Below are 22,183 nucleotides of genomic sequence, written 5' to 3'. Positions count from 1 at the left end.
GTGCATAAAGCAGTGACAATCTACCACTTTATGCTTGATGGTGCAGCGCCAGCAAGAGAGGGAAACAAAGGTAAAACCTCTTCTGCCGTTATAAGCACGTTAATGTCATCTATTTACGTGTCGTGCTCTTCTTCGCAATGTCACCGATTCACGGTAACTTACTTCACATGCCTTTGTAGTGCGTGACCTAGATAGATTCATGCTGAAGTATGTTGCTTGGGGTTTAATAATTTAGAAGTTATGATTATATATAATTTCAGCTGTAACAAGCAGTAGGACTTTTTATGTCAGGCCAACTTCAGAAAGAAATCAAGCGTTTAAGACAAGAGTTGGCTGAAAAAGAGAAGCTTATAAAAGAGCAAGCTCAAACATTTTCACACTACAAAAAGATATATGGTCAGTCCTCTATCGTTGCCCAAATAGGTATTTGGGAGTGCGCGTTACCTACTGAGGAATTGACTTGGTCTGATTATACCTATGATCTGTTTGAATTGCCGCGAGGAACTCGACTTGATAGGTCTCATACTTTGGCTTGTTATACTGAAGCCTCTCGTGCGGAGCTTGTGAAGCGACGTTCAGATGCAATTGCTGCGCGTAGCGGTTTTACATTGGAAGCTGAAATAATAACTTTTGGCGGTAAGAGCCGCTGGATACGTATTACGGCATCAATTGAGTGTCAGAACGACATACCTGTTCGGATTTTTGGCATGAAACAAGATATCACTGATCAAAAACTGTCATTTGATCATATGATGTATCTTGCGGAATATGATCAGATGACTGGTTTAGCGAACAAAAGCCAATTCCTTCTGAAACTATCATCTGCCATTCAAGGAGATCAAGTAGCTAGCGGACATGGATATCTGTTGTTAATTGACTTGGATGGATTCAAGCCGATCAATGATGAATATGGCCACATCGCAGGTGATGAATGTCTGAAAGAAATAAGTAATCGACTAAAATCGATTAATCACTCTTATAAAGAGATATTCAGAATTGGTGGTGATGAGTTTGCCATTATCACTACTGACAGTCAGGACATAAAAGCTGTTCAAAAATTTGCACAGCGCATTATTGATTGTTTGAGCGAGCCATTCATATTCGAGAAGCAATTTCTGAAGCTCGGAGCGTCAATTGGCATCGCAAGAATAGTTGGTGATTCAGTACCGGACGTGTTTGTTAATGCAGATACGGCTTTATATGCGGCTAAAGCGGCAGGAAAGGCCACTTATCGTTGTTATAATCCGAATATGGGTAGCTGCGCAGTCCGTATTTCAGTGTGACCTTCTTCGCACTGCTAATGTAGCTTTTGACTGAGAATGGTCGACAGATAGTGTAAGTCAAGCCAATTAAAGTGAAACTATCATTCAATAATTAATTGATTTAATAGAATTAACTGGCGGAGAGGGTGGGAGAAGTTTCCTGTTTCCGCGTATTCAATAAATACAGTGCTTTACGCTTTTGCCCTCCATGGCGGCGAAAAATATATGTACCATATGCACGTATCAGTCGTATGGCATAGTTTTCAAAGCAATCAATGATGTTTTTAATTTGCAATTAATTGCAATTCTGTTGAGGCACATGTCACATAAACAAATGGACAAATTTTGTAGTCGTTGACGCTAGAAGCTGCCTTCGACGGCACGAAGAGCTAGTCCGGCAATTGCAGAGACAGCCAATGTCATCAACATTCCAGCTTTGAAACGAAACATTGCAATCATAGTTGCAAGTGTAAAGGCTGCGGCAGTCCAATCAATTGAACTAAGTATTGGCACATCCGGTCTGACACCCCATAAATCGAGTGATCTGACTTCGCGGAAGATCACATGCAGTGCGAACCAGAGTGCAAGATTAAGGATCACACCGACGACCGCGGCGGTTATGGCTGTAAGAATTGCAGAGGCGATCTTGTTGCCGCGCAGAGCTTCGCTATAAGGCGCACCGACGAAGATGAAGAGAAATGATGGCGCGAAGGTCACCCAAGTGGTGAGCAACGCCCCAAGACAACCTGCTAGCAGCGGGTCGAGCAGTCCTGGCGTGCGATAGGCAGCCAGGAACCCCACAAATTGCAACACCATAATAAGCGGACCAGGTGTTGTTTCAGCAAGGCCAAGCCCATCGACCATTTCTCCTGCTGTCAGCCAGGAAAAAGTATCTACAGCTGCCTGTGCTACATAGGATAAAACCGCATAAGCTCCACCAAATGTGACTATGGCCATCCCGCTAAAGAAAGTACCAATCTGCGCCCAGATACTGGATCCTTCAGAGATGAGCCACAGAAACAAGACAGGGCTAAGCCAAACAGGAAGCCAGACCAATAGTGTATAGATCGTATTCTTCATGGATGGTTCTGTATGAGTGAGTTCACCCCGATCAAACATCCGATCAATAATACCATCAAAGCCAGCTACCGTCCTTTTACCGGCATGCCCTTCGCCAGTGAAAAGCTTGGGTGCAATCTGATTGCCAATCCAACCTGACATTCCAGCTAATATGATGATAATTGGAAACGGAATGTGAAAAACGTAAATACCTATGAAAGCAGCAAATGCCATGCTGACCATGATACGGTTTTTCAGCGCTCGTTTTCCTATCCGTAATACAGCTTCTACAACTACAGCCAGCACGGCTGCCTTCACGCCGAAGAAAGCTGCATCAATGAAAGGAGTGTGCCGATAGAAGACGTAAAGGATGCTTAGACCGAGCATGACTAATGCACCGGGTAAAACAAAAAGCATCCCTGCTATTAGCCCGCCTTTTGTACGGTGCATGAGCCAGCCTATATAGGTAGCAAGCTGCTGTGCTTCTGGACCGGGAAGCAACATACAATAATTTAAAGCATGTAGAAAACGTTGCTCACTAATCCAGCCGCGATCCTCGACCAGCTCTTTGTGCATCAGAGCAATCTGGCCAGCTGGTCCGCCAAAACTAAGCATCCCGATCTTGGCCCAAACGCGGGTTGCTTCGGCAAAGCTTGGCACAGCATTTTCCACTGCAGCTGTATTTTTAGATGTGGTTATTGACATTGCCACTTCCCTCAAGCGGATTTAGTGGCTGATGGCCAGTTGTGTGTTTCTTCACTTGCGTCCCGACACCAACGGTAGAAAGCATCATAAAGCAACATACCAGCTTCGAGTTGTTCTAGGTCATCGCGAAACATGCGGGACAGGCCAAGGGATGCAGCCAAAAAGCCCGCCGCTTGCGGCGCCAGATCAAGCCGCGCTGTATCAGCGGCGCGTATTATCATTGCAAGCCGATCCAGAGGTGCTGATGATAGTCCTAACTCTTCAATCATGGTGTCAAATGTACAACGCTCGCCACGATGGCTCCAGAAGACATCTTCAATATCGAAAGGGGTAGCATTGAACTGCTCTGCGACAGACATGACTTCCGAAGCGGCTACGAATAGAAAAATAGCATTCGGATCAATAAAACGCCGGATCAGCCAAGGACATGCAATGCGATCGACCTTTGGGCGCGTGCGTGTGACCCAAATGGTTCGCCCTGTGCTATCACGCTTAGGTAGCTTGTCAGGCTTAATGAGTAATCCACCGGCTGCACGCCAAGCCTCAAATCCGCCTTCAAGTGTTTCAGCCCGAATGCCTTCATAACGAAGTCTGGCAGTAACACCCTGACCAAGTTTCCGACCCTGCTGGCAAACAACAATAACTGATTTTCCGGCAAAATCTTTCGACCAATTAGCAACACTAAGAGCTTCGCGACGGGCTGCTGCTGGCAGTAAGCGCGGGTCAGCGAGAGTATCTTCATCTATGCGCACATCAATAATGGTCGGTGATCCTGGCAAACCGATCAGGCGAATGAGTTGAGAAGTGGTAATTTCTGAATTTGACGGCATATCGTCCATCCCTTTGAATGGGAGTGTGGACGCGAACTTTGGGCTGCCGCCTCACGGGGTTGTCGCGGATAACCCCTTACTAAAATAATAGACACAGGCTGCAGCAAACGCAAGAACATTCACACACTCATCACCTGTCAGGCTGGTTGCTTCAGACATATTAGCAGATAAAAAAATCCAACATCCACCTCTATTGTCTGCACTTGGAGCAACTCTGCAAAAGGGTGTTTACCCCTACAAACGCTTTATTCTTACGTATGTAGGGGTATTCAATTCACAGTCTAATTGAGACTGAATGTGAATTATGTCATTGGCCTAATCTCTGAATATTGCCCATTTGTTTTGAGTGTAATTGTCACGTCTGCATCCGTTCTGTTTCGCCAGAACCAACCATGATTTCCAGTAAATGCCGCTTCTAATACACCAGTATCGTCACCAACACCCCGCCCTTTCTCATAAGAGACTTTGTTACCGCCGCCATCGCCATGTGTATCGAAATTCACAACTGCACCATTGGCTGTCCAAAAATATTCGACGCGTGCGCCCTCATTCATGACCATTTTCACCTCAATACCCTGACCGGGTGTCAAGACAAACGACATTTCATCAGAACGCTTTGACGGATCAGTCTGGGTAACTTCGGTTGAACTGCTGCCCTCTACACCTGCACGTGCCTCTGCCGCCGGTACAATTGAAATACTGGGGGCAACTGCAGGCTGGGTATTCTGAACCGGACTGGATGCCGCCTCTACAGGTGGAGGCATGTTACCCATAGCCGCAATAAGCATCTCGATACGGCCGAGCCTTTGCGTAATCGCTTGGATATCTTCGTTAATTACATTTGAGGTAACAGCATTGGTTTGCGCTGCGTCGTCAGCAGCTTCTTTAGCCAATTGCGTTTTAATTTCCCCCATCTCGGTCAAGCCAAGCAAACGGCCAACCCCCAACGGGTCTACTGCATACTCAGACGGGAGAACAACCGTCACCAAAATGGCGATTGCACTTAAACCCGCGAGAATGGTTGAGCGCTTGAGCTGTGCTGAGGTTGGCAAATCTGCACGGTTCGGAAGGTCTGTATTATACATTTATTTTGTCCTCAGGCTGACAGAATAAGACCGGCAAGCTGATATCCCATCAGCACAAATCCGGCGCACATCATTGCTACATTTACGGTATAGGCATATTTCCAAAAGCTACGGGTTCGTCTCCAATAGCCCATGAAGATCAATATCATGCTCAGAGCCAGCATTTGCCCGATCTCAACCCCTACGTTGAAGGCAAGCAGATTGGGCACCAAACCATCCGGTGAGATATTGTATTCAAGGATTTTCGTTGACAGGCCAAAACCGTGGAAAAATCCGAATATAAGTGTCGCCACCTTGGTGTTAGGCTGAAACCCGAACCAACGTTGAAACGCCCCCATATTGTCTAAGGCTTTGTAGACAACAGACAGACCAATAATCGCGTCGATTATATAGCTATTAATACCGATGTTAAAATAAACACCGAGCAACATAGTCGTTGAATGCCCAAGTGCAAAAAGACTGACATAAATACCAATATGTTTTAAACGATAGAGAAAGAAAATAACGCCAAACAAAAACAAAATATGATCATATCCAGTGACCATATGTTTAGCGCCAAGATAAATGAATGGCAGAATATTCACACCACTGATCTCTTGAATATACCCCTTGTCACCTTCTGCGACAGCGTGCGCGAGAGCAGCTTCATTTCCAAGCAGAAACATCTGCACAATTAATATTAATAATAATGCGGGCTTCAGCCACATATCGGCCTTTAGCCCAATTCGGTTATCCGAAGGGCGCATTCGTAGCTCCAATTCTTATCATTCCAAACCGCGTATAAGGAAGTTTTCAGAGGAATGAGTACAGTCTTGGAGGGCGTTCAAGCTGAAGGCGGCGATCCGACAAAACGTGATCTGCCAATAATAAAAGCCAACGCTGATTTGCTACAAAAAGTTTGACTGATTGGCGTTCGAGAATTGCCGGTACTTCATGAGAATGATCGGGTTGATGTTCATGAACATGACCCGCTATTTTTTCTGAAGCCTCACCATCAACATGCACATGGCTGCTATCGGAACGGACAGACTGCAATTCTGCATGACGAATAGTCTCATAACTCACTCGTGTAATGGAGCTGTCTGGCGCAGCAAGCCCGAAGAATGAAAATACAAGCGCCAATGCCACTGCGACTGCAGTTGCAATGTTCAAAAAATGAAGGCGCTGTTTAGTTTTCATCTAATTTTCATTATTGTAAAAGTGTTAATTTTCTATTGCTGTATCCCCTCGGGGGGGATAGGATGCCTATATGACTGAACATACACACAACCATGCGTCCCACCCTGATATTGTAAAACGTCTCAAGCGCGCTAGTGGCCATTTAATCAGCGTCATTAGTATGATTGAAGCCGAACGCCCGTGCTTAGATATTGCCCAGCAGCTTTATGCTGTTGAAAAAGCAATTGCTCAGGCGAAAAAGGCGCTCATTCAAGATCACTTGGACCATTGTCTTGAAGACGTGGTCGGAACGATCGAAAAAGATAAACGTAAAACGATCGAAGATTTTAAAGAGATCACAAAATATCTTTAACTGCGATTGCGTCATGAAGGACGGCTTTCCGGCCTCTATCAGTCCTGCCCACATATGGGATGCAAAAAATACTGACTTGTTCACGAGAAACCTATCACGGCACACAGACTTGAAAGCATCCAAGCATGTTAAAGATACTAGAGAACCGTACGTATCGGCACTTATTTTTAGCCCAGGTCATTGCTCTGATTGGTACAGGGCTTGCCACTGTTGCTCTCGGTCTGCTGGCATATGATCTGGCAGGAAATGAAGCCGGTGCCGTACTTGGCACCGCTCTTGCAATTAAAATGATTGCCTATGTCGGCGTAGCACCGGTAGCCGCAGCATTTGCGGATCGCCTGCCTCGTCGTACCATGCTTGTATGTTTGGATCTCGTACGTGCATCCGTAGCCCTGCTTCTGCCTTTCGTTACAGAAATCTGGCAGGTTTATGTTTTAATATTTGTGCTGCAATCCGCATCGGCAGGCTTCACGCCAACTTTTCAGGCCACTATTCCAGACGTGCTTCCCGATGAAAAAGAATATACCAGAGCCCTCTCACTATCGCGTTTAGCTTATGACCTTGAAAGCGTTGTTAGCCCGATGTTGGCTGCCGCATTATTGACAGTCATCAGCTTTCACAATCTCTTTGCCGGCACTGTGGTGGGTTTTCTTGTTTCTGCGGCTTTGGTCGTTTCAGTCGTACTGCCAAGCCCTAAACCAGCAGAAAAACGCGGCGTTTATGATAGAACAACACGAGGCATGCGGATCTATCTGGCCACACCACGTCTACGCGGTTTATTAGCGCTCAATCTGGCCGTCGCGGCAGCAAGTGCCATGGTCATTGTAAACACCGTGGTTATTGTTCAGGGAATATACGGCCTTGATCAGAGTTCGACGGCCATTGCTCTTGCAGCGTTTGGTGGCGGCTCTATGATTGCAGCATTCGCATTACCAAAACTACTCGACAATATACCGGATCGTAACGCAATGTTTGCGGGCGCTACCATTTTGGTTATCGGCCTGATTGCAGGAACAATCGTTGCAAACTACTGGGTTTTATTGCCGCTTTGGTTTGCACTGGGCTTTGGATATTCGCTGACACAAACACCTTCAGGACGCTTGTTGCGCAGATCGGCTCATGCCGAAGATCGTCCGGCCATCTTTGCCGCACAGTTTGCCTTATCACATGCATGCTGGCTGATTACCTATCCTGTAGCTGGATGGTTTGGTGCCAAAGCAGGAATGCCAGCAACATTCTCTATCCTTGCGGTTATAGCAACTGCCGCGGTAATACTGGCATCCCGTGTCTGGCCATCTGCTGACCCAGAAGAACATGAGCATGAACACAACAATTTAGACGCGGAACACCCCCATCTAGAAGGCGCACACCTCCATAATGGTGTCTATAAACATTCACACACCTATGTCATAGACAGCCATCACACACGCTGGCCAAGCTCCGTTATGAGAGACGATGCCGCTCAATGATTGATATCGCCGCTTATGCGGGACTTTTCTTCAGTGCATTGGTTGCGGCAACGCTGCTACCAATGCAATCTGAGGCAGTATTAGTTGGGCTGCTTGTAAGTGGTAAACAGTCCCCCGCATTTTTAATAGTCGTAGCAAGTCTCGGAAACATACTAGGCGCGGTGATTAACTGGCTTCTGGGTAAAGGAATTGAACATTATAGAGACCGCTCATGGTTTCCTGCTAAAGGAACCGCGCTGACGCGAGCACAAATGTGGTATGCTCGTTATGGAAAGTGGTCTCTATTATTAAGCTGGTTACCAATCGTAGGGGATCCGCTCACTGTCGTTGCTGGTATCATGCGCGAACCTCTACGGTCATTTATCGTGCTTGTGGCAATAGGAAAAATCGCTCGCTATCTCCTCATTGGCATAGCAACACTCAGTGCAATATAATGATAGAGACCTGCTTGAGCCGCGATAATTGCTAGTTATCCAAACTGACAAATATCTTCTAAGAGGCCGTGTGCAATTAATTGCACTCCGTTTGGAGTTCAAACCCAAAAGCGTCCTGCTCTGCCTCGGTATTTTTTATTGTTCTCTTCCCCGTAAGTGAAAAGAGAGCGTAGCGATCTTTTCATCTTATCTATATGTCCGTTTCTCTGTCCCTCTGGTTAAATAGATAAGTTATAATTTATTACAGTGGACATAGAGTAGTGGACATTAACCCTTCGCCACTGTTTGTTTCTGAAGCTTGGCTATTTTTGTCATCAATCTATTAGCTTCTTTGATAGGTACGCTGCCTTCTGACTGTAAGGTAGTTAGGTACGTTTCTAGTGCGATGTCAGGGTTTTTTAAAACTACTGGAAGATTAGGCCAATGGTAAAATTTGGTTTCACGTTCTTCGGCTTTAATGCGCGCCATAAACATTTCCCAGCCGTCGTACTTTACGACACACTTGAGTACTTCTTGAGCGTCTTCTCCGAAGATTTGGACTATTCCTCGCAGATATCCCATATGACTTGGCTGGACCGTGAGTGAGATTTTTTCACCAGCTTTTAGTTTCTCTAAATTTGATGCACCTTGCATTGCTTTCGCAATGTGGTTTTCTAAACGCTCGACCAATTGCGGCTGTTGCTCTGTAACTGCAAACTCAAAATTGGGCAGAGTATTTAGTTTGATTTTGAGGTTTCGAGCTAAGTCTGCGTTGAAGAACACTAATCCATGCACCCACGTTCTGCGTAGAAACGCGACATGATCGGATTGGCACATACCTGAACCAACACGAAGCAAAACATATTTGCCCTCTTTGCTATTCAATAAATCAAGATATCGAAACGTGTTGTGATGCTTTTCTAAAACTCGTCTGATCGTGCGCTCATTTACGTTCAACTGCGATGCAATTAAAATGCGCGTGCTTTTTAGCCAGAAATAGCCTTCAAACTCATACGTGCTATTTTGTGTAACATATTCAGCTAGTTTGGCTGCTGTTCCCTTGAGCTTTTCAACTTCTACGCTGTTCATATACTCCACTCTCGGAATGATACTGATGAAACAACGTATAATTACTGTTTATTGATAAGAGCTTTCCCTTATGAATAAAGTTTGTCACTCAAGTTTTGCATGCAGTTGGACGGTTTACCAAAATACCGCAATTCCAATAATCGCAGCGGCAACCAGTAATGCCGCAATCATTGCATATCGATTTTTAGATGGTTTTGTATTCGCAGGGCTTTGCATCATTTTCCCTTTAGCAGATTGATAGTCTTCTCTGCTCAGTTGCCCAGCTAAATATTGCACACGTAAATCTAGAAGCTGCTCGGGAAGAGATGCCTTGCCCTTGGGGGACTGCGTTACCTGATCTTTCGAGCTAGCTCTTTCTCGGTTTGGTACAGAGAGAATAGTCTTCTTCTGTTTCTCCGATGCTACCTGATCGCTTGACCGGTGATCCGTATTTTTGCGCAGCCCCATAACAACCTCGGTGCAGTGTTGATGATGTCCTCTACCCGTAAGCTATTTATCTGATGTTGCAAGTAGATGGCGGAAATAAAGTTTTCCGCAATCCTAATCACTGCTTTTTGACCAAGTTGCCACGTACACACATCACTGGAGTGTGCCATGGATGATTTACGCAAAAGATTTGGTCGTTTGGTTGCTGTGCATCGGCGTAAGGCCGGTATGACGCAAGAACAGCTTTCTGCTGTTGCGAATATAAGCGTTGATATGATCTCCAAAATCGAAACGGGAGCAACCGGAGCGCGCTTTCCGTTTATTGAACGCTTGGCTGAAGCTTTGAAGGTTGATGCGGCGGAACTGTTTACATCTGAGTTGCCAACAACAAGGCGCAATCCTGCTCTCTCCGAATTGAATATCCGGTTGTCCGGCTTGGATGAAGGTGAGCTGTTATGGGTCAAAGGCATCATTGAAGCCGCACTGAAGCCAAGAAAATAACGGCGCATATCTCAACACTTATAGAACCCGCGTTATCGCAGCATCATTGAACAGATCGGTATCACGTATATAGCGGTTCAGGCTGGTTTCGGATTTATGGCCTGTTGTTTGTCTGATCTTATAGCTTGATGCTCCGGCTTGTGCTGCCGAGGTTGCAAAGCCTGCACGTAATGAGTGACCAGAGTAATGTGCTGGGTCATAGCCAGCTTCAGCTATACGGGATTTTACAACAGTGCTGACCGCTTCACCGGAAATGCGCTGGTTGCTGATATTGCCGTGCTTATCAATGCCACGGAATAGAGCGCCTTCACAAATATCAGCCAGACTGATCCATGCCTGAATGGCCTGAACTGCACAATGACGGGTTCGGCCAAATGGAACAGCGATCATTCTGCCCTGTCCTTCCTGATCGGTCTTTGACTGCCGCAGGTGAACAAGCAATCCCTTGGTCACAAACTCAAGATCATCAAAGTCAAGGTTAGCCAGCTCTGATCGGCGCATTGCTGTGGTGAAACCGAGAAGCAGTAAGGCACGGTCACGAATATCTTTCGGGCGATTACTCAACTTGGATAAGACTGCAAAGAGATCATCACGCAGCAAAGCAGTCGCCTGCCGCTGCTTCACACCATAAGAACGTCTGATACCTCGCATTGTCGCTCTTACCAGTTCCGACTTTGCCGGATCGTCATATCCAAGTGCTTTGTGCGCTTTAGACATTGCAATCAATCTTCGTTGAATTGTGGCCACAGCATATTTGCCAGCCATCTCAACAAGATATTCAGCAATGCCTTCTGGTGTTGCGGGGAGACTGCGCTGTGTGGAGGCGTAATGCGCCATATCTGCCCTGTAGGCGCGTTTAGTATTGTCAGAGACGGATTGATGCAGAACTGCTTGAACGGCCGCTGGGGCGGCGTTAATCGCATCAACCCTAAGATTGCAATTAATTGCACAAGCATTTTCGTCAAAGGGTTCTGTGCAATTAATTGCAATTTGGCTTTCGTGATCGTTGGAGACCAGCTCTTGATGGTGTCGAGCGAACATCATGACCTCAATCCATGTCGCTTATTTGCTGCATGAACAGCTCACGGCGAATGGCATTCAGATGACCAAGATTGTTCCGTACAACTTTGATTAATTTACTCACAGCATGAAGCGGAGCACCGCATGGCTCGAAGTCGCTTTCAGTGCCTAGTCTTTCCAGTTCTGCGCAGCCAGCCCATACGAGCTGTCGCGATATAGGAACGGCATCCACATAATAAGCTGCCATTGCGACAGCATCCCGTATTCTGAAGTCCGGTATGTAATGATTGAAGCAATCTGCCACTTCAGCATTTTGCACAGAGAACCGTGTGATCGCCAGTTTGCCAATGCGGGTATGCTTATCAAAACAATAGAGCGGCATGCCATGAACGTATTCGGATGCTGATAGCTTCTTGTCCTGTATGTAGGGGGCAAATCGGGGCGAGGTCATAAATGCTTCCATCCACAAAACCGGAAGCATAATGCACATTGGTTCACGGGTTCGACGGCAAGCAATCGATGTGATCTCCAGCAGATCACGTGGAACACCGGCTTCAGCGAAACTGACCAGCAAGCCAGCAAGATTACCTGCACCTACGCGCTTCTCCCCTCGGGCTTCAATTCCCGAGGAATACCACGCTGCAACACCTCTAAGAACCAATGGGAGTTGTAAACTAACTGCCATTGTAATTCTCTCATCAACAGAGCTGCTACCAACACGGCAGCGCAATGGCTCGAAGGCAGAGTGTTTTCTGGCAGCGCAAGCCAGATAATCGGTAGACCGGTCTTTGGGACCATCACACAGGCAGCGCACAACACTGGCAATCACGGCCAAGCTCTTATCAGCACCGCCACGCCATTTTGCATCGCATGCAAGAGCCGCAAATGTGATGGCATTTATAGAGGCAATGCCGATGTCCTCAAAGGCGATAATTAACAGGCGTCGCCAAATCGCATTCCCTCTCAGGGTGTGAAACCGATAGGCAGCTTGTACTGCAATATCATACTCACCGCGCCGGATTGCCTTTTGCAACAGGCTGGATGCCTGCCAAGGATCAGCCGAATTTATAAAGTTGTCTATAAATTCAAAGGAAGGATTTTTCGTTGGTGTCATAGAGCCGTTGTTCATTACAGATTTCCATAGTTTTCTCTATGAAAAATCGTAGCAAATACCGACCTAAGTCCAAGTAATTATTCGATTAGTTCAATAATTATCATTCCCGATACTATGCGTTTCTTCTTAGTAATATAGCTACCCCATTTGGGATGGAAAATGGGGTGGCGTGGGGTTGTGTCGCTCTTGTGTCAGCCTCAGGCCGCGACAACCGGATTTTGTGCAATTAATTGCACAAGAGAGCCTTGGCAATTCATTTAAAACCGTGTGCAATCGTTTGCACTTGAGTGCGTTCGCTAGCCAGCAGTCTCATTTGTCTGGTTATTCATCTGTCAGCATATCTTTCCAAAGCGCTTCAAGTACTGGATAGGCTATTTGATCAATGCTTGGTTGGAGGAGTGCTGCAGTCGGTCTTGAGCCATAGCTTTTATGTGCATCTTTTGAGCCCGCTGACGAGTGCCCAAGCAGATGTCTGCTGATGTTTTCAGAAACCTGTGCTTCATTCAGGGCATCCGTAAAATTATGCCGGAATGAATGGAAAGCTGTTTTTGGGCGACGAATATTAGTTTTTTTCATATAGAGGGACCACCATTTTGAGAAGTTTCCAGAGTAGCTTCCTGATGCAGTAGGCTCAATTTCATGGAAAATTCGTGATCGTTTTGCTGCCTGAGCATCCCTGTAGAACTCTAGGAACCCGAGGTTCAATAAATGCTTGTGTAAAGGCACAATTCTAATCGACGTTTTCGTTTTGAGTTTTTTGTTGCTAGCCTCATCGAGACATACATCGAAGAACCATACGCCTTCTTCTTGCTTTAAATCATCAACGCCAAGCTGTATAATTTCTGCAAGACGCATGCCAGAGTACAGAGCTACTAGTGGTATCCAGTAATAGGCATCTTTTATTTTATAGCTGCCAATTACGCTGCGGCGTGAAGCGGACTTGCTACCACGGTACAGTGGGGAGGTGAATATTTTTTCCAGCTGCGACTTCGAATAAGGATTGCGTGCATCAATCGGCGCCTCCTTTGCATTCGTTGTAAGCTTGATATTGCGACCTGGCATATCTGAAATACGCTCTTCATCTACTGCCCATTTTAAGAAAGTGCGTATCATGGAAAAATATTTGTCTTGTGTTCTGTAAGACAGTTTTTCATTGGCTTCTGTATCAATGTTAGGGGCGATGTATTTTTTAGCTAGAGGGGTGTTCGCCAACAATATCTTTGGAGGTAAACTCATGAGTGTGTCTCTGATTTTTATAATGTCGTCTTTGTTTACCTCAGTTATTTTTTTATCATCGCCAGTGACGGAAGTGAGTAAGTTGAGGGATCGTAAATGATCTCCTTGTGTTTTATCGGTCCAGCTGGTTTTTCTTAGTTTTACGTAATCCTGAATTGCATCTGACAACAGCAAGGACGGTTTATCATTCTTATCGGTTTCTTCCTCTTCACTCATAGGGTGCGGGGGAATATGGGTCGGCATAATCCCGTTAAATATCGGGTCGGTCGTATAACCCTTGTAGGGTGTTCCGCTTAGTTCGGAGATTAAATAGCTCTTGCGTAAAATCATTGCTTTAGTAATGGTCCGGCGCAGATAATCACGCATTTCCAGATCTGTTTTCTCTGGGGCTAATTCTTTCAATATAAGTTCTGCATCATGAGTGCAGAGTACATCGTATTTTCCGGTTGTAAGCGTCTGTTGAAGCTTCTTCCTGCTTTCTTGAATGCTGAATATTTCTTCGTCGACATTGATCAGCGGATCGTCAATCACGTCAGTCGCGAATTCAAGCGCTCGGTTGAGTTCATCTTGGAAGTACCTGCGCGCAACTTCGTGTATTTGCGCAATCGTAATTTTGGCCAAGTTTTCCTCCCGAAAGAAAATGTCGAATGAGTTGCTCAGAAAGCGGCATCTGATTTTCGCTAGCGAACGATTATCTGTTTGTAAGGAGAACTTGATTTCTAAAGCTTTAACTGCTGGGCGCCATTTATGTGGCACCGTTGCACGAAAGTAGAAAATGTTGCCGCGACGAGAGAGGCGAGGCATGTTTTTACGAGACAAATTGTACCCCGATGTACCAATGAAATGTACCAGTGCCTCGGTGGCATACGCATCGCAAAGTATTATTGAATTGTTTTAAGGGGTTATCATAAAACTGGCGGAGAGGGTGGGATTCGAACCCACGATGGAGTTGCCCCCACGCCGCATTTCGAGTGCGGTACTTTCAACCACTCAGCCACCTCTCCGCTGTGTCATCATATGAAAGTTTCAGACTAAACAATCTGTTTTCATATCAAATCATGCGATTTGCTGAATGTGTGTCGCGCTCATAACGCGGACAGCGGATTTAGACAAGTCCTAATCGTTCAGAACGCACCATAATTTCGCAGATAATGTGCTTTATGGTCCGAAAAACCTTGACGCGGCGGTGTTTTTGCCACTATATGCGGCCACGTCGCAGGAGGATGAGAATCCCCTTTGACTTTTGTTGTGTGTTTATCAGACCTTAAACTGATGTTTTTGCTAAGATAAATAATCAAACTGTCACGACTGACAAGAAGACGGTCCCTGCCTCGCGGGAGAACCGGAAACGAACGACCCGAAAGGAAAACAAATGTTCGCAGTCATTAAGACAGGTGGTAAGCAGTATCGCGTTGCCGCCAATGATGTGCTTAAAGTTGAAAAAGTTGCCGGTGAAGCCGGTGATGTTGTAGAATTTGCAGAAGTTCTGATCGTTGGCGAAGGTGAAAACGCCACTGTTGGTGCTCCGCGCGTTGAAGGTGCTGTTGTAACTGCGGAAGTAGTTGAACAGGGCCGTGCGAAAAAAGTTATCGCGTTCAAGAAGCGTCGCCGTCAGAACTCCAAGCGTACACGCGGTCATCGTCAGGAACTGACGACAATCCGCATTTCGGAAATCCTCACCGGTGGCGCAAAGCCATCCGCTAAAGCAAAGGCCGCGCCGAAAAAGGCTGCGCCAAAAGCTGAAGCTGCTGAGTAATCAACGAATTAAAGGAGAATACCGATGGCACATAAGAAAGCTGGCGGTTCATCGCGTAACGGTCGCGATTCAGAGTCGAAACGCCTTGGCGTGAAAAAATTCGGTAGCGAAGCTGTTATCGCAGGCAACATCATTGTTCGCCAGCGCGGTACCCAGTGGCATCCGGGTGCAAATGTCGGCATGGGTAAAGATCATACCTTGTTCGCAAAGGCTGACGGCGTTGTGTCTTTCAAGACAAAAGCAAACGGCCGAACCTTTGTATCCGTGAACCCGATGGCTGAAGCTGCGGAGTAACCGGTGCTCCATTCATATACCGGTGTTCCTGTTGAACCCGATATATGAAGCCGCTTTACGGACAAAATATTGAAGGGGAGACGGGAAACCGTCTCCCCTTTTATTTTTCCCGGAGGATGGCCGGCAGGCCTGAAAGCAACAATGACAAAATTGCAGAGCGGAACAGAATTAAGAAGCGAAAGCAGACAGGCTGCACTGGCGACGGATGATGACCTCAGAGGTGCGGGGCTGACAGGAGCCTATGGTGCGAAAGTGACTTTGCGGGATTCCCCAGTGCAGCTCACAGAGCGTCTTGTGCTGCGCCCGCCGCATGAAGAAGATATTGATGCGGTCGCTGCATTAGCAAACAATATTAATGTGGCGCGTATGCTGGCGCGGTTGCCTTATCCATATTCGCGCGAACATGCGGTTAATTTTATCAAGCTTGCAGCGTCCGGTGCGATCGGGCAATTTGTTTATGCGATTACACTTGCCGATACGGGCGAGTTTATCGGCGGCCTTACATTGCACGATCATAAATATGGCCCCGGCTATGAGATCGGCTATTGGCTGGGTGAGTCTTACTGGGGCAAGGGCTATGCCACAGAAGCAACGACGGCTTTGATCGATTTGTCGTTCCGTGAATTGTCGCTGGAGCAGATTTATATCAGTGCGCAAAGCCGCAATGAAGGCTCAAAGCGTGTGATTGAGAAATGCGGTTTCAGGCATACGGGCTCTGCCATAGGCCACTCTGTTGTTGACGGAGATGTGCCGGTTGAGTGTTATATCATGACCCGTCAGCAATGGCTGGAATTGCGTGGTGCAGGGCAATAATGCTCTGCACTGCGACATAAGGATAAAAGCCGCTGCTCACTTTGTGTGCGTCTGCACTGAAACTATAGTTTGCAACTGCAGCGGGCGGCGGTTTTCAAGTCCGGTTTTTTGCTGTATTGGCTCAGTTTAAATATCTCAGTTAAAATTGCGGTCGCATATATCTGCAATTTATTACCTCTTAATATCGGACTATCCGACAGCCGGCCTGTGCCGGAAAAGGCAAGCACATGAAGTTCCTCGACCAGACAAAAATTTATATCCGCTCCGGAAATGGCGGTGCTGGCGCGGTTTCGTTCCGGCGCGAAAAATTTCTGGAATTCGGCGGCCCTGACGGCGGTGACGGCGGTCGCGGCGGTGATGTCTGGGCTGTGGTCGTGGATGGTCTGAATACACTGATCGACTATCGTTATCAGCAGCATTTCCGGGCGAAAACCGGTATGCACGGCATGGGTCGTAATATGACCGGCGGTAAAGGCGATGACGTCATTCTTAAAGTGCCGGTTGGCACGCAGATTTTTGAAGAAGACAATGAAACGCTGATCTGCGATCTGACCACAGTCGGGCAGCGCTACCGTCTTGCCAAAGGCGGTAATGGCGGTTTCGGTAACCTGCATTTCAAAACCTCGACCAATCAGGCGCCGCGTCGTGCCAATCCGGGTCTGGAAGGTATTGAGCGCACCTTGTGGCTGCGCCTGAAGCTGATTGCGGATGCGGGTCTCGTTGGTCTGCCAAATGCCGGTAAATCGACTTTCCTTGCCAGTGTGACCGCTGCCAAGCCGAAGATCGCTGACTATCCTTTCACTACACTGCATCCGAATCTTGGTGTTGCCCGTGTGGATGCGCGTGAATTTGTGATCGCGGATATTCCGGGGCTGATCGAAGGTGCGAGCGAAGGCATTGGTCTTGGTGACCGTTTCCTCGGTCATGTGGAGCGCACCCGTGTGCTGCTGCATCTGGTTTCGGCACAGGAAGAAGATGTGGCCAAAGCCTATAAGGTTATCCGCGGTGAGCTGGAAGCCTATGGTCATGGTCTGACTGATAAGATTGAGATTGTCGCATTGTCACAGGCAGATACGCTTGATCCCGATGCGCGCAAAGACAAGATGAAGGCGCTGAAAAAAGCGTGTGGTCGTGAGCCTCTGTTGCTGTCAGCTGTGAGCCGTGAAGGAATTGAAACCACTTTGCGCGAACTGGCACGCATTATTGATCAGAGCCGTGCGGAAGAGGCTGATCTGGAAGCTGCGAAAGCGGACGCTAAAGCCAAGTCGGATTACAAAGGTAAGTGAGCAGATCATGACGATCGGGGCGCTGAAGAATTATCGTCGTATTGTTATCAAAATCGGCTCGGCGCTTCTGGTTGATCGTGCTCAGGGGTTGAAGCAGAACTGGCTGACAAGTCTTGCTGCCGATATTGCGGCTTTGCAGGTGCAAGGTGTGGAAGTTTTGGTTGTGTCTTCCGGTGCGGTTGCATTGGGGCGCACCGTTTTGGGGCTGCCTTCCGGTACGGTGAAGCTTGAGGAAAGTCAGGCATCAGCGGCAGCAGGGCAGATTGCATTGGCGAAAGCCTATGCTGATGTGCTGGGTGCGCATCAGATTATGGCAGGGCAGGTGCTGCTCACATTGTCTGATACGGAAGAGCGCCGTCGCTATCTCAATGCCCGTGCAACGATTGAAACGCTGCTGAAACTCAAGGCCGTGCCGGTTATCAATGAGAATGATACGGTAGCGACCAACGAAATCCGTTATGGCGATAATGATCGCTTAGCTGCCCGTGTTGCCACGATGATCGGCGCTGATCTGCTCATTCTGTTGTCTGATATTGATGGCCTTTATACCGCGCCGCCGCATAAAGATCCGAATGCGCAGTTTTTGCCGGTCGTGGAAGCCATTACACCGGATATTGAAGCGATGGCTGGTGCTGCCGCTTCTGAATTGTCGCGTGGTGGCATGAAGACCAAGCTGGATGCCGGTAAGATTGCCAATGCGGCCGGAACTGCGATGATTATCACCTCCGGTACGCGGATGAACCCGCTGGCGGCAATTGATCGTGGTGAGCGGTCAACCCTGTTCAAAGCCTCCGATGCGCCGGTCAATGCATGGAAAATCTGGATTTCCGGTCATCTCGATGCCGCAGGGCAATTGGTGATTGATGATGGTGCTTTGAAAGCGCTGAAATCAGGTAAGTCTCTTTTGCCTGCCGGTGTGCGGGAAGTACGCGGTGATTTCCAGCGCGGCGATACGGTTTCCATTCTCAACTTGGAAGGCCGTGAGGTTGCCCGTGGTCTGGCCGGTTATGATGCTGCCGATGCCGTGAAGATTGCTGGCCATAAGAGCGGTGAGATTGAGGAAATTCTCGGCTATTTCGCGCGTTCTTCGATGGTGCACCGCAATGATCTGGTGATCCGTGGCAGCCGTGCGCAAGGTGCTGCGAGCGCTGAGGGGGAAATGTGCAATGCAGGATAAGCAGGACACTCTGGCAGTTGCTGAACTGATGGCAGAGCTTGGCCGCAAAGCGCGTGCTGCGGCTGGCCCGCTGGCGATTGCCAGTGCCGAGCGCAAACATGCAGCTTTGATTGCTATGGCCGATGCCTTGCTGCGTCGCAAAGATCTGATCCTTAATGCCAATGTGCTGGATGTTGCAGCAGCGGAAGCTGTCGGCACTGCTGCGTCTTTCATTGACCGACTGAAACTGGATGAAACACGTATCCGTGCAATGGCCGATGGTATTCGCGCGATTGCGGCCTTGAGAGATCCGGTCGGTGAAGTGATGACCGAATGGGATCGCCCGAATGGTCTGCATATTGAACGCGTACGCACGCCGCTTGGCGTGATCGGCGTGATTTATGAAAGCCGTCCGAATGTGACAGCCGATGCCGGTGCGCTCTGCCTGAAAGCCGGTAATGCGGTGATCCTGCGCGGTGGTTCGGATTCCGCCCATTCATCCCGTGAAATTCATGCCGCATTGGCTGAAGGCTTGAAGGCCGCAGGTTTGCCGGAAGCTGCTATTCAGATGGTGCCGGTGACAGATCGTGCCGCCGTTGGTGAAATGCTCAAAGGTCTGCACGGTGCGATTGATGTGATTGTGCCGCGTGGCGGTAAAAGCCTTGTTGCCCGCGTGCAGGAAGAGGCGCGGGTGCCGGTTTTCGCGCATCTCGAAGGCCTGTGCCATGTTTATATTGATGCCAGCGCTGATCTGGAAATGGCAAAGAAGATCGTTCTCAATGCCAAAATGCGCCGCACTGGTATTTGTGGCGCAGCAGAGACTTTGCTGGTTGACCGCAAAGTGGCTGAGACGCATTTGGTGCCGGTACTGGATGAGCTGGCAAAAGCCGGTTGTGTGTTCCGTGGTGATGCAGAAGTATGCGCGCTATATTCTCAGGCTGAACCGGCGACTGCGGAAGACTGGTCAACGGAATATCTGGATGCGATCATTTCCGTGGCGCTGGTTGACGGAATTGATGGTGCGCTGACGCATATCAACCGCTATTCATCCCATCATACAGAGGCTGTGATTGCTGAAGATGTTGTGGTTGTTGAGCGCTTCTTCAACGAGATTGATTCAGCCATTTTGCTGCACAATGCTTCAACGCAATTTGCCGATGGCGGTGAGTTTGGCATGGGCGCGGAAATCGGTATCGCGACCGGTAAAATGCATGCGCGCGGACCGGTTGGTGTGGAACAGCTCACTTCGTTTAAATATCGCGTGCGCGGTAACGGACAGACACGGGTTTAAACAGCGCTCATGTCCAAACCAGTGAAAGATCAATCAGGCAAGACCGCAGTGCCGCAAGCGTTTCAGGATGTTGCTGAAGACTATCTGCACATGCCCGTTGCACCGGCTGGCGCTAAAATTGGCCTGTTCGGTGGTTCTTTCAACCCGCCTCATGCAGGCCATGTTCTGGTGGCAGAATTGGCACTGGAACGGCTGGGGCTGGATCAGGTCTGGTGGGTGGTGACACCCGGCAATCCGCTGAAAGATGTGAACGAACTGGCACCGCTGTCCAAACGGATCGCGCTGAGTGAAGAGCTTATCACTGATAAGAGAATTCATGTTACGGCATTTGAAGCCAGTTATCAGGTGCGTTATACGGCAGATACGCTGGCGCTGGTGCGCAAACACAATCCGGACAAGCATCTGGTCTGGATTATGGGCGCGGATAATCTGATGAATTTCCATCACTGGCAGGAATGGGATGAGATTGCCCGTACCTATCCGATTGCTGTCATCAACCGGCCGGGTTCGAATATGGCGGCGGAAGATTCCGTGATGGCGCAGCAGTTTGAGGCGGCACGCCTGCCTGAAACAGATGCTGCAAAACTTGCAACACAGCCGGCTCCGGCATGGGTTTTTATCCACGGGCCGCAGTCTGATCTTTCATCCACGCAATTGCGCCGGCAAGAGATGAGAGAATAAGACGCAAAATCAGCAGGTTATTTTTCCTGTCAAATTTCCATGAGCCCGTGTCTTGAAACAGACACAGGACTCTGCCACTTTTATAGTTACACGGGGAGTAGTTGCCGTGTGGCGTTGTTCTTTACGGAAAGGTACTCATTGAGAACAGCAATTGAAAAGAAGGGTGTTACCACGCCTTCACCAGCTGAGGTCAGCGGCGAAGCCACTGTGTCTCATGCTTTAGAGGTTCTGCTTGCAAGCCTTGATGACTCCAAGGCAGAAGATATCATTTCCATTGATCTGCGCGGTAAATCCGCTTTGGGCGATTATATGGTGATCGCTTCCGGTCGCTCCCAGCGCCATGTCGGTGCTGTGGCCGATCATATGCTGCGTGCGCTGAAAGAAATCGGTGTGCGTGATGTTCAGATCGAAGGTCTTGAAGCAGCAGACTGGGTTCTGGTCGATACGGGTGATATCATCATCCACATTTTCCATCCGGAAGTCCGTGAGTTCTATAATATCGAAAAAATCTGGCTCACACCGGAAGCGGATGAATTTAATCCGCGTAAAAAGTCAGTGCATTAATTTGCACGATGATTTGTAAGATCAGGCATGCCGGATTGTGACGGCATGCTGCTTAAACTGCCTGACATGTTATGGCAGGCAGAGGTTTTTTGATTATGCGTGTTACAGTTTTTGCGGTTGGAAAAATGAAAGCCGGTCCCGAACGGGAACTGGCCGAGCGTTATTTTGACCGTTTTGCCAAGTCCGGAACGGCCCTGGGATTTGAGTTTACCGGCGTCAGTGAGATTACCGAAAGCAGGGGCGGCAATGCGGATCAGCGTAAGGCCGATGAAGCTGCACGTGTTTATGAAGCACTGGATAATGGCGCAGCGCTGATCCTGCTGGATGAGCGCGGTAAAGAACTTGGTTCTGAAGCCTTTGCCGAGCAAATGGGAAAAATCCGTGACGGTGGCAAGAGGCAGCTGATTTTAGCGATCGGCGGGCCGGACGGTCATGATCCGCAATTACGAGCGCGGGCAGATCTGGTGCTGGCAATGGGCAAAATGACATGGCCGCACCAGCTGGCGCGTATTCTGATTGCCGAGCAATTATACCGTGCGGTAACTATTCTTTCCGGACATCCGTATCATCGGGTGTAATTTGAACGTATCCCGAAAAGTGCG

The 22,183-nt window shown here is 48.2% G+C and carries 24 protein-coding genes and 1 tRNA gene; 14 read left to right on the top strand and 11 right to left on the bottom strand.

Translation table 11 applies throughout. The features are described 5' to 3' along the window. The first annotated feature begins 284 nt into the window (after positions 1-284). A complete protein-coding gene (locus JNC80_RS14575) occupies positions 285-1,283 on the top strand; it encodes a diguanylate cyclase domain-containing protein (protein WP_376710702.1) in 999 nt (332 codons plus the stop codon). Positions 1,284-1,622: 339 nt separating this feature from the next. Here the strand turns inward: JNC80_RS14575 and chrA are convergent, their stop codons facing one another. From chrA to JNC80_RS14550, 5 genes are all read right to left on the bottom strand, one after another. Continuing rightward, entirely contained in the window at positions 1,623-3,026 is a 1,404-nt protein-coding gene (chrA, locus tag JNC80_RS14570) for a chromate efflux transporter (RefSeq protein ID WP_376710701.1), read from the bottom strand. Positions 3,027-3,037: 11 nt separating this feature from the next. Next, on the bottom strand, positions 3,038-3,856 hold the full coding sequence (locus tag JNC80_RS14565) for a chromate resistance protein ChrB domain-containing protein (RefSeq protein WP_376710700.1): 819 nt from the start codon (positions 3,854-3,856) through the stop codon (positions 3,038-3,040). Positions 3,857-4,158: 302 nt separating this feature from the next. Beyond that, complete coding sequence (locus JNC80_RS14560; protein WP_376710699.1) at positions 4,159-4,941, bottom strand: hypothetical protein; 783 nt, start codon at positions 4,939-4,941, stop codon at positions 4,159-4,161. Positions 4,942-4,952: 11 nt separating this feature from the next. Continuing rightward, on the bottom strand, positions 4,953-5,606 hold the full coding sequence (locus JNC80_RS14555; protein WP_376710715.1) for a HupE/UreJ family protein: 654 nt from the start codon (positions 5,604-5,606) through the stop codon (positions 4,953-4,955). Positions 5,607-5,733: 127 nt separating this feature from the next. Next, positions 5,734-6,120, bottom strand: a complete 387-nt coding sequence (locus JNC80_RS14550) for a hypothetical protein (protein WP_376710698.1) — start codon at positions 6,118-6,120, stop codon at positions 5,734-5,736. A 70-nt stretch (positions 6,121-6,190) separates the two neighbouring features. Between JNC80_RS14550 and JNC80_RS14545 the strand changes: the two genes are divergently transcribed. From JNC80_RS14545 to JNC80_RS14535, 3 genes are all read left to right on the top strand, one after another. Further along, a complete protein-coding gene (locus JNC80_RS14545; RefSeq protein ID WP_376710697.1) occupies positions 6,191-6,472 on the top strand; it encodes a metal-sensing transcriptional repressor in 282 nt (93 codons plus the stop codon). Between the two features lie 125 nt (positions 6,473-6,597). Continuing rightward, complete coding sequence (locus JNC80_RS14540; protein ID WP_376710696.1) at positions 6,598-7,941, top strand: MFS transporter; 1,344 nt, start codon at positions 6,598-6,600, stop codon at positions 7,939-7,941. Further along, positions 7,938-8,375, top strand: coding sequence for a YqaA family protein (locus JNC80_RS14535; protein WP_376710695.1), 438 nt, complete (start codon positions 7,938-7,940; stop codon positions 8,373-8,375). The genes JNC80_RS14540 and JNC80_RS14535 overlap by 4 nt, the downstream gene beginning before the upstream one ends. A 267-nt stretch (positions 8,376-8,642) precedes the next feature. Here the strand turns inward: JNC80_RS14535 and JNC80_RS14530 are convergent, their stop codons facing one another. Beyond that, entirely contained in the window at positions 8,643-9,443 is an 801-nt protein-coding gene (locus JNC80_RS14530; RefSeq protein WP_376710694.1) for a hypothetical protein, read from the bottom strand. Positions 9,444-9,557: 114 nt separating this feature from the next. Continuing rightward, positions 9,558-9,890: a hypothetical protein gene (locus JNC80_RS14525; protein WP_376710693.1), complete on the bottom strand. Its 333-nt coding sequence runs from the start codon at positions 9,888-9,890 to the stop codon at positions 9,558-9,560. Positions 9,891-10,037: 147 nt separating this feature from the next. On the opposite strand from JNC80_RS14525, the gene JNC80_RS14520 reads away from it, so the two are divergent. Further along, positions 10,038-10,370: a helix-turn-helix domain-containing protein gene (locus JNC80_RS14520; RefSeq protein WP_376710692.1), complete on the top strand. Its 333-nt coding sequence runs from the start codon at positions 10,038-10,040 to the stop codon at positions 10,368-10,370. An 18-nt stretch (positions 10,371-10,388) separates the two neighbouring features. Here the strand turns inward: JNC80_RS14520 and JNC80_RS14515 are convergent, their stop codons facing one another. The 4 genes from JNC80_RS14515 to JNC80_RS14500 form a co-directional block, all read right to left on the bottom strand. Then, positions 10,389-11,207 carry a site-specific integrase gene (locus JNC80_RS14515; RefSeq protein ID WP_376710691.1) on the bottom strand — a complete coding sequence of 273 codons (819 nt, stop codon included), beginning with the start codon at positions 11,205-11,207 and terminating at the stop codon, positions 10,389-10,391. Positions 11,208-11,418: 211 nt separating this feature from the next. Next, entirely contained in the window at positions 11,419-12,519 is a 1,101-nt protein-coding gene (locus JNC80_RS14510) for an AAA family ATPase (protein ID WP_376710690.1), read from the bottom strand. 306 nt (positions 12,520-12,825) lie between these two features. After that, on the bottom strand, positions 12,826-14,559 hold the full coding sequence (locus tag JNC80_RS14505) for a tyrosine-type recombinase/integrase (RefSeq protein WP_376710689.1): 1,734 nt from the start codon (positions 14,557-14,559) through the stop codon (positions 12,826-12,828). Between the two features lie 95 nt (positions 14,560-14,654). After that, positions 14,655-14,744 (bottom strand) — tRNA-Ser (locus JNC80_RS14500). A 368-nt stretch (positions 14,745-15,112) separates the two neighbouring features. Between JNC80_RS14500 and rplU the strand changes: the two genes are divergently transcribed. The 9 genes from rplU to rlmH all read left to right on the top strand — a co-directional run bounded on the left by rplU (position 15,113) and on the right by rlmH (position 22,159). Continuing rightward, positions 15,113-15,496: a 50S ribosomal protein L21 gene (gene rplU, locus JNC80_RS14495; RefSeq protein WP_022712234.1), complete on the top strand. Its 384-nt coding sequence runs from the start codon at positions 15,113-15,115 to the stop codon at positions 15,494-15,496. 24 nt (positions 15,497-15,520) lie between these two features. Next, complete coding sequence (rpmA, locus tag JNC80_RS14490; protein ID WP_022712235.1) at positions 15,521-15,790, top strand: 50S ribosomal protein L27; 270 nt, start codon at positions 15,521-15,523, stop codon at positions 15,788-15,790. A gap of 141 nt (positions 15,791-15,931) precedes the next feature. Beyond that, complete coding sequence (locus JNC80_RS14485; RefSeq protein WP_376710688.1) at positions 15,932-16,603, top strand: GNAT family N-acetyltransferase; 672 nt, start codon at positions 15,932-15,934, stop codon at positions 16,601-16,603. Positions 16,604-16,830: 227 nt separating this feature from the next. Next, the gene (gene obgE / locus JNC80_RS14480) at positions 16,831-17,889 is read left to right on the top strand and encodes a GTPase ObgE (RefSeq protein ID WP_376710687.1); all 1,059 of its coding nucleotides are present in this window, start codon (positions 16,831-16,833) and stop codon (positions 17,887-17,889) included. Positions 17,890-17,896: 7 nt separating this feature from the next. Continuing rightward, on the top strand, positions 17,897-19,066 hold the full coding sequence (gene proB, locus JNC80_RS14475) for a glutamate 5-kinase (protein ID WP_376710686.1): 1,170 nt from the start codon (positions 17,897-17,899) through the stop codon (positions 19,064-19,066). Further along, on the top strand, positions 19,056-20,336 hold the full coding sequence (locus JNC80_RS14470) for a glutamate-5-semialdehyde dehydrogenase (RefSeq protein ID WP_376710685.1): 1,281 nt from the start codon (positions 19,056-19,058) through the stop codon (positions 20,334-20,336). The genes proB and JNC80_RS14470 overlap by 11 nt, the downstream gene beginning before the upstream one ends. 21 nt (positions 20,337-20,357) lie before the next feature. Then, complete coding sequence (locus tag JNC80_RS14465) at positions 20,358-21,017, top strand: nicotinate-nucleotide adenylyltransferase (RefSeq protein ID WP_376710714.1); 660 nt, start codon at positions 20,358-20,360, stop codon at positions 21,015-21,017. Positions 21,018-21,155: 138 nt separating this feature from the next. Continuing rightward, positions 21,156-21,581 carry a ribosome silencing factor gene (gene rsfS, locus JNC80_RS14460; RefSeq protein ID WP_028233940.1) on the top strand — a complete coding sequence of 142 codons (426 nt, stop codon included), beginning with the start codon at positions 21,156-21,158 and terminating at the stop codon, positions 21,579-21,581. A 95-nt stretch (positions 21,582-21,676) separates the two neighbouring features. Further along, on the top strand, positions 21,677-22,159 hold the full coding sequence (rlmH, locus tag JNC80_RS14455) for a 23S rRNA (pseudouridine(1915)-N(3))-methyltransferase RlmH (RefSeq protein ID WP_151160304.1): 483 nt from the start codon (positions 21,677-21,679) through the stop codon (positions 22,157-22,159). The last annotated feature ends 24 nt before the right edge of the window (positions 22,160-22,183 follow it).

It is taken from the genome of Pseudochrobactrum lubricantis (assembly GCF_041929865.1).
Taxonomy (GTDB): domain Bacteria; phylum Pseudomonadota; class Alphaproteobacteria; order Rhizobiales; family Rhizobiaceae; genus Pseudochrobactrum; species Pseudochrobactrum saccharolyticum.
The sequence above is the reverse complement of the archived record's forward strand: the minus strand, read 5'-3'. Positions and strand labels throughout refer to the sequence as shown.

What these genes read in the sequence shown, in the direction of transcription:
- JNC80_RS14575 (WP_376710702.1), top strand. Translation starts at nt 285, where the DNA reads ATGTCAGGCCAACTTCAGAAAGAAATCAAGCGTTTAAGACAAGAGTTG.
- chrA (WP_376710701.1), bottom strand. Translation starts at nt 3,026, where the DNA reads ATGTCAATAACCACATCTAAAAATACAGCTGCAGTGGAAAATGCTGTG.
- JNC80_RS14565 (WP_376710700.1), bottom strand. Translation starts at nt 3,856, where the DNA reads ATGCCGTCAAATTCAGAAATTACCACTTCTCAACTCATTCGCCTGATC.
- JNC80_RS14560 (WP_376710699.1), bottom strand. Translation starts at nt 4,941, where the DNA reads ATGTATAATACAGACCTTCCGAACCGTGCAGATTTGCCAACCTCAGCA.
- JNC80_RS14555 (WP_376710715.1), bottom strand. Translation starts at nt 5,606, where the DNA reads ATGTTTCTGCTTGGAAATGAAGCTGCTCTCGCGCACGCTGTCGCAGAA.
- JNC80_RS14550 (WP_376710698.1), bottom strand. Translation starts at nt 6,120, where the DNA reads ATGAAAACTAAACAGCGCCTTCATTTTTTGAACATTGCAACTGCAGTC.
- JNC80_RS14545 (WP_376710697.1), top strand. Translation starts at nt 6,191, where the DNA reads ATGACTGAACATACACACAACCATGCGTCCCACCCTGATATTGTAAAA.
- JNC80_RS14540 (WP_376710696.1), top strand. Translation starts at nt 6,598, where the DNA reads ATGTTAAAGATACTAGAGAACCGTACGTATCGGCACTTATTTTTAGCC.
- JNC80_RS14535 (WP_376710695.1), top strand. Translation starts at nt 7,938, where the DNA reads ATGATTGATATCGCCGCTTATGCGGGACTTTTCTTCAGTGCATTGGTT.
- JNC80_RS14530 (WP_376710694.1), bottom strand. Translation starts at nt 9,443, where the DNA reads ATGAACAGCGTAGAAGTTGAAAAGCTCAAGGGAACAGCAGCCAAACTA.
- JNC80_RS14525 (WP_376710693.1), bottom strand. Translation starts at nt 9,890, where the DNA reads ATGGGGCTGCGCAAAAATACGGATCACCGGTCAAGCGATCAGGTAGCA.
- JNC80_RS14520 (WP_376710692.1), top strand. Translation starts at nt 10,038, where the DNA reads ATGGATGATTTACGCAAAAGATTTGGTCGTTTGGTTGCTGTGCATCGG.
- JNC80_RS14515 (WP_376710691.1), bottom strand. Translation starts at nt 11,207, where the DNA reads ATGGCGCATTACGCCTCCACACAGCGCAGTCTCCCCGCAACACCAGAA.
- JNC80_RS14510 (WP_376710690.1), bottom strand. Translation starts at nt 12,519, where the DNA reads ATGAACAACGGCTCTATGACACCAACGAAAAATCCTTCCTTTGAATTT.
- rplU (WP_022712234.1), top strand. Translation starts at nt 15,113, where the DNA reads ATGTTCGCAGTCATTAAGACAGGTGGTAAGCAGTATCGCGTTGCCGCC.
- rpmA (WP_022712235.1), top strand. Translation starts at nt 15,521, where the DNA reads ATGGCACATAAGAAAGCTGGCGGTTCATCGCGTAACGGTCGCGATTCA.
- JNC80_RS14485 (WP_376710688.1), top strand. Translation starts at nt 15,932, where the DNA reads ATGACAAAATTGCAGAGCGGAACAGAATTAAGAAGCGAAAGCAGACAG.
- obgE (WP_376710687.1), top strand. Translation starts at nt 16,831, where the DNA reads ATGAAGTTCCTCGACCAGACAAAAATTTATATCCGCTCCGGAAATGGC.
- proB (WP_376710686.1), top strand. Translation starts at nt 17,897, where the DNA reads ATGACGATCGGGGCGCTGAAGAATTATCGTCGTATTGTTATCAAAATC.
- JNC80_RS14470 (WP_376710685.1), top strand. Translation starts at nt 19,056, where the DNA reads ATGCAGGATAAGCAGGACACTCTGGCAGTTGCTGAACTGATGGCAGAG.
- rlmH (WP_151160304.1), top strand. Translation starts at nt 21,677, where the DNA reads ATGCGTGTTACAGTTTTTGCGGTTGGAAAAATGAAAGCCGGTCCCGAA.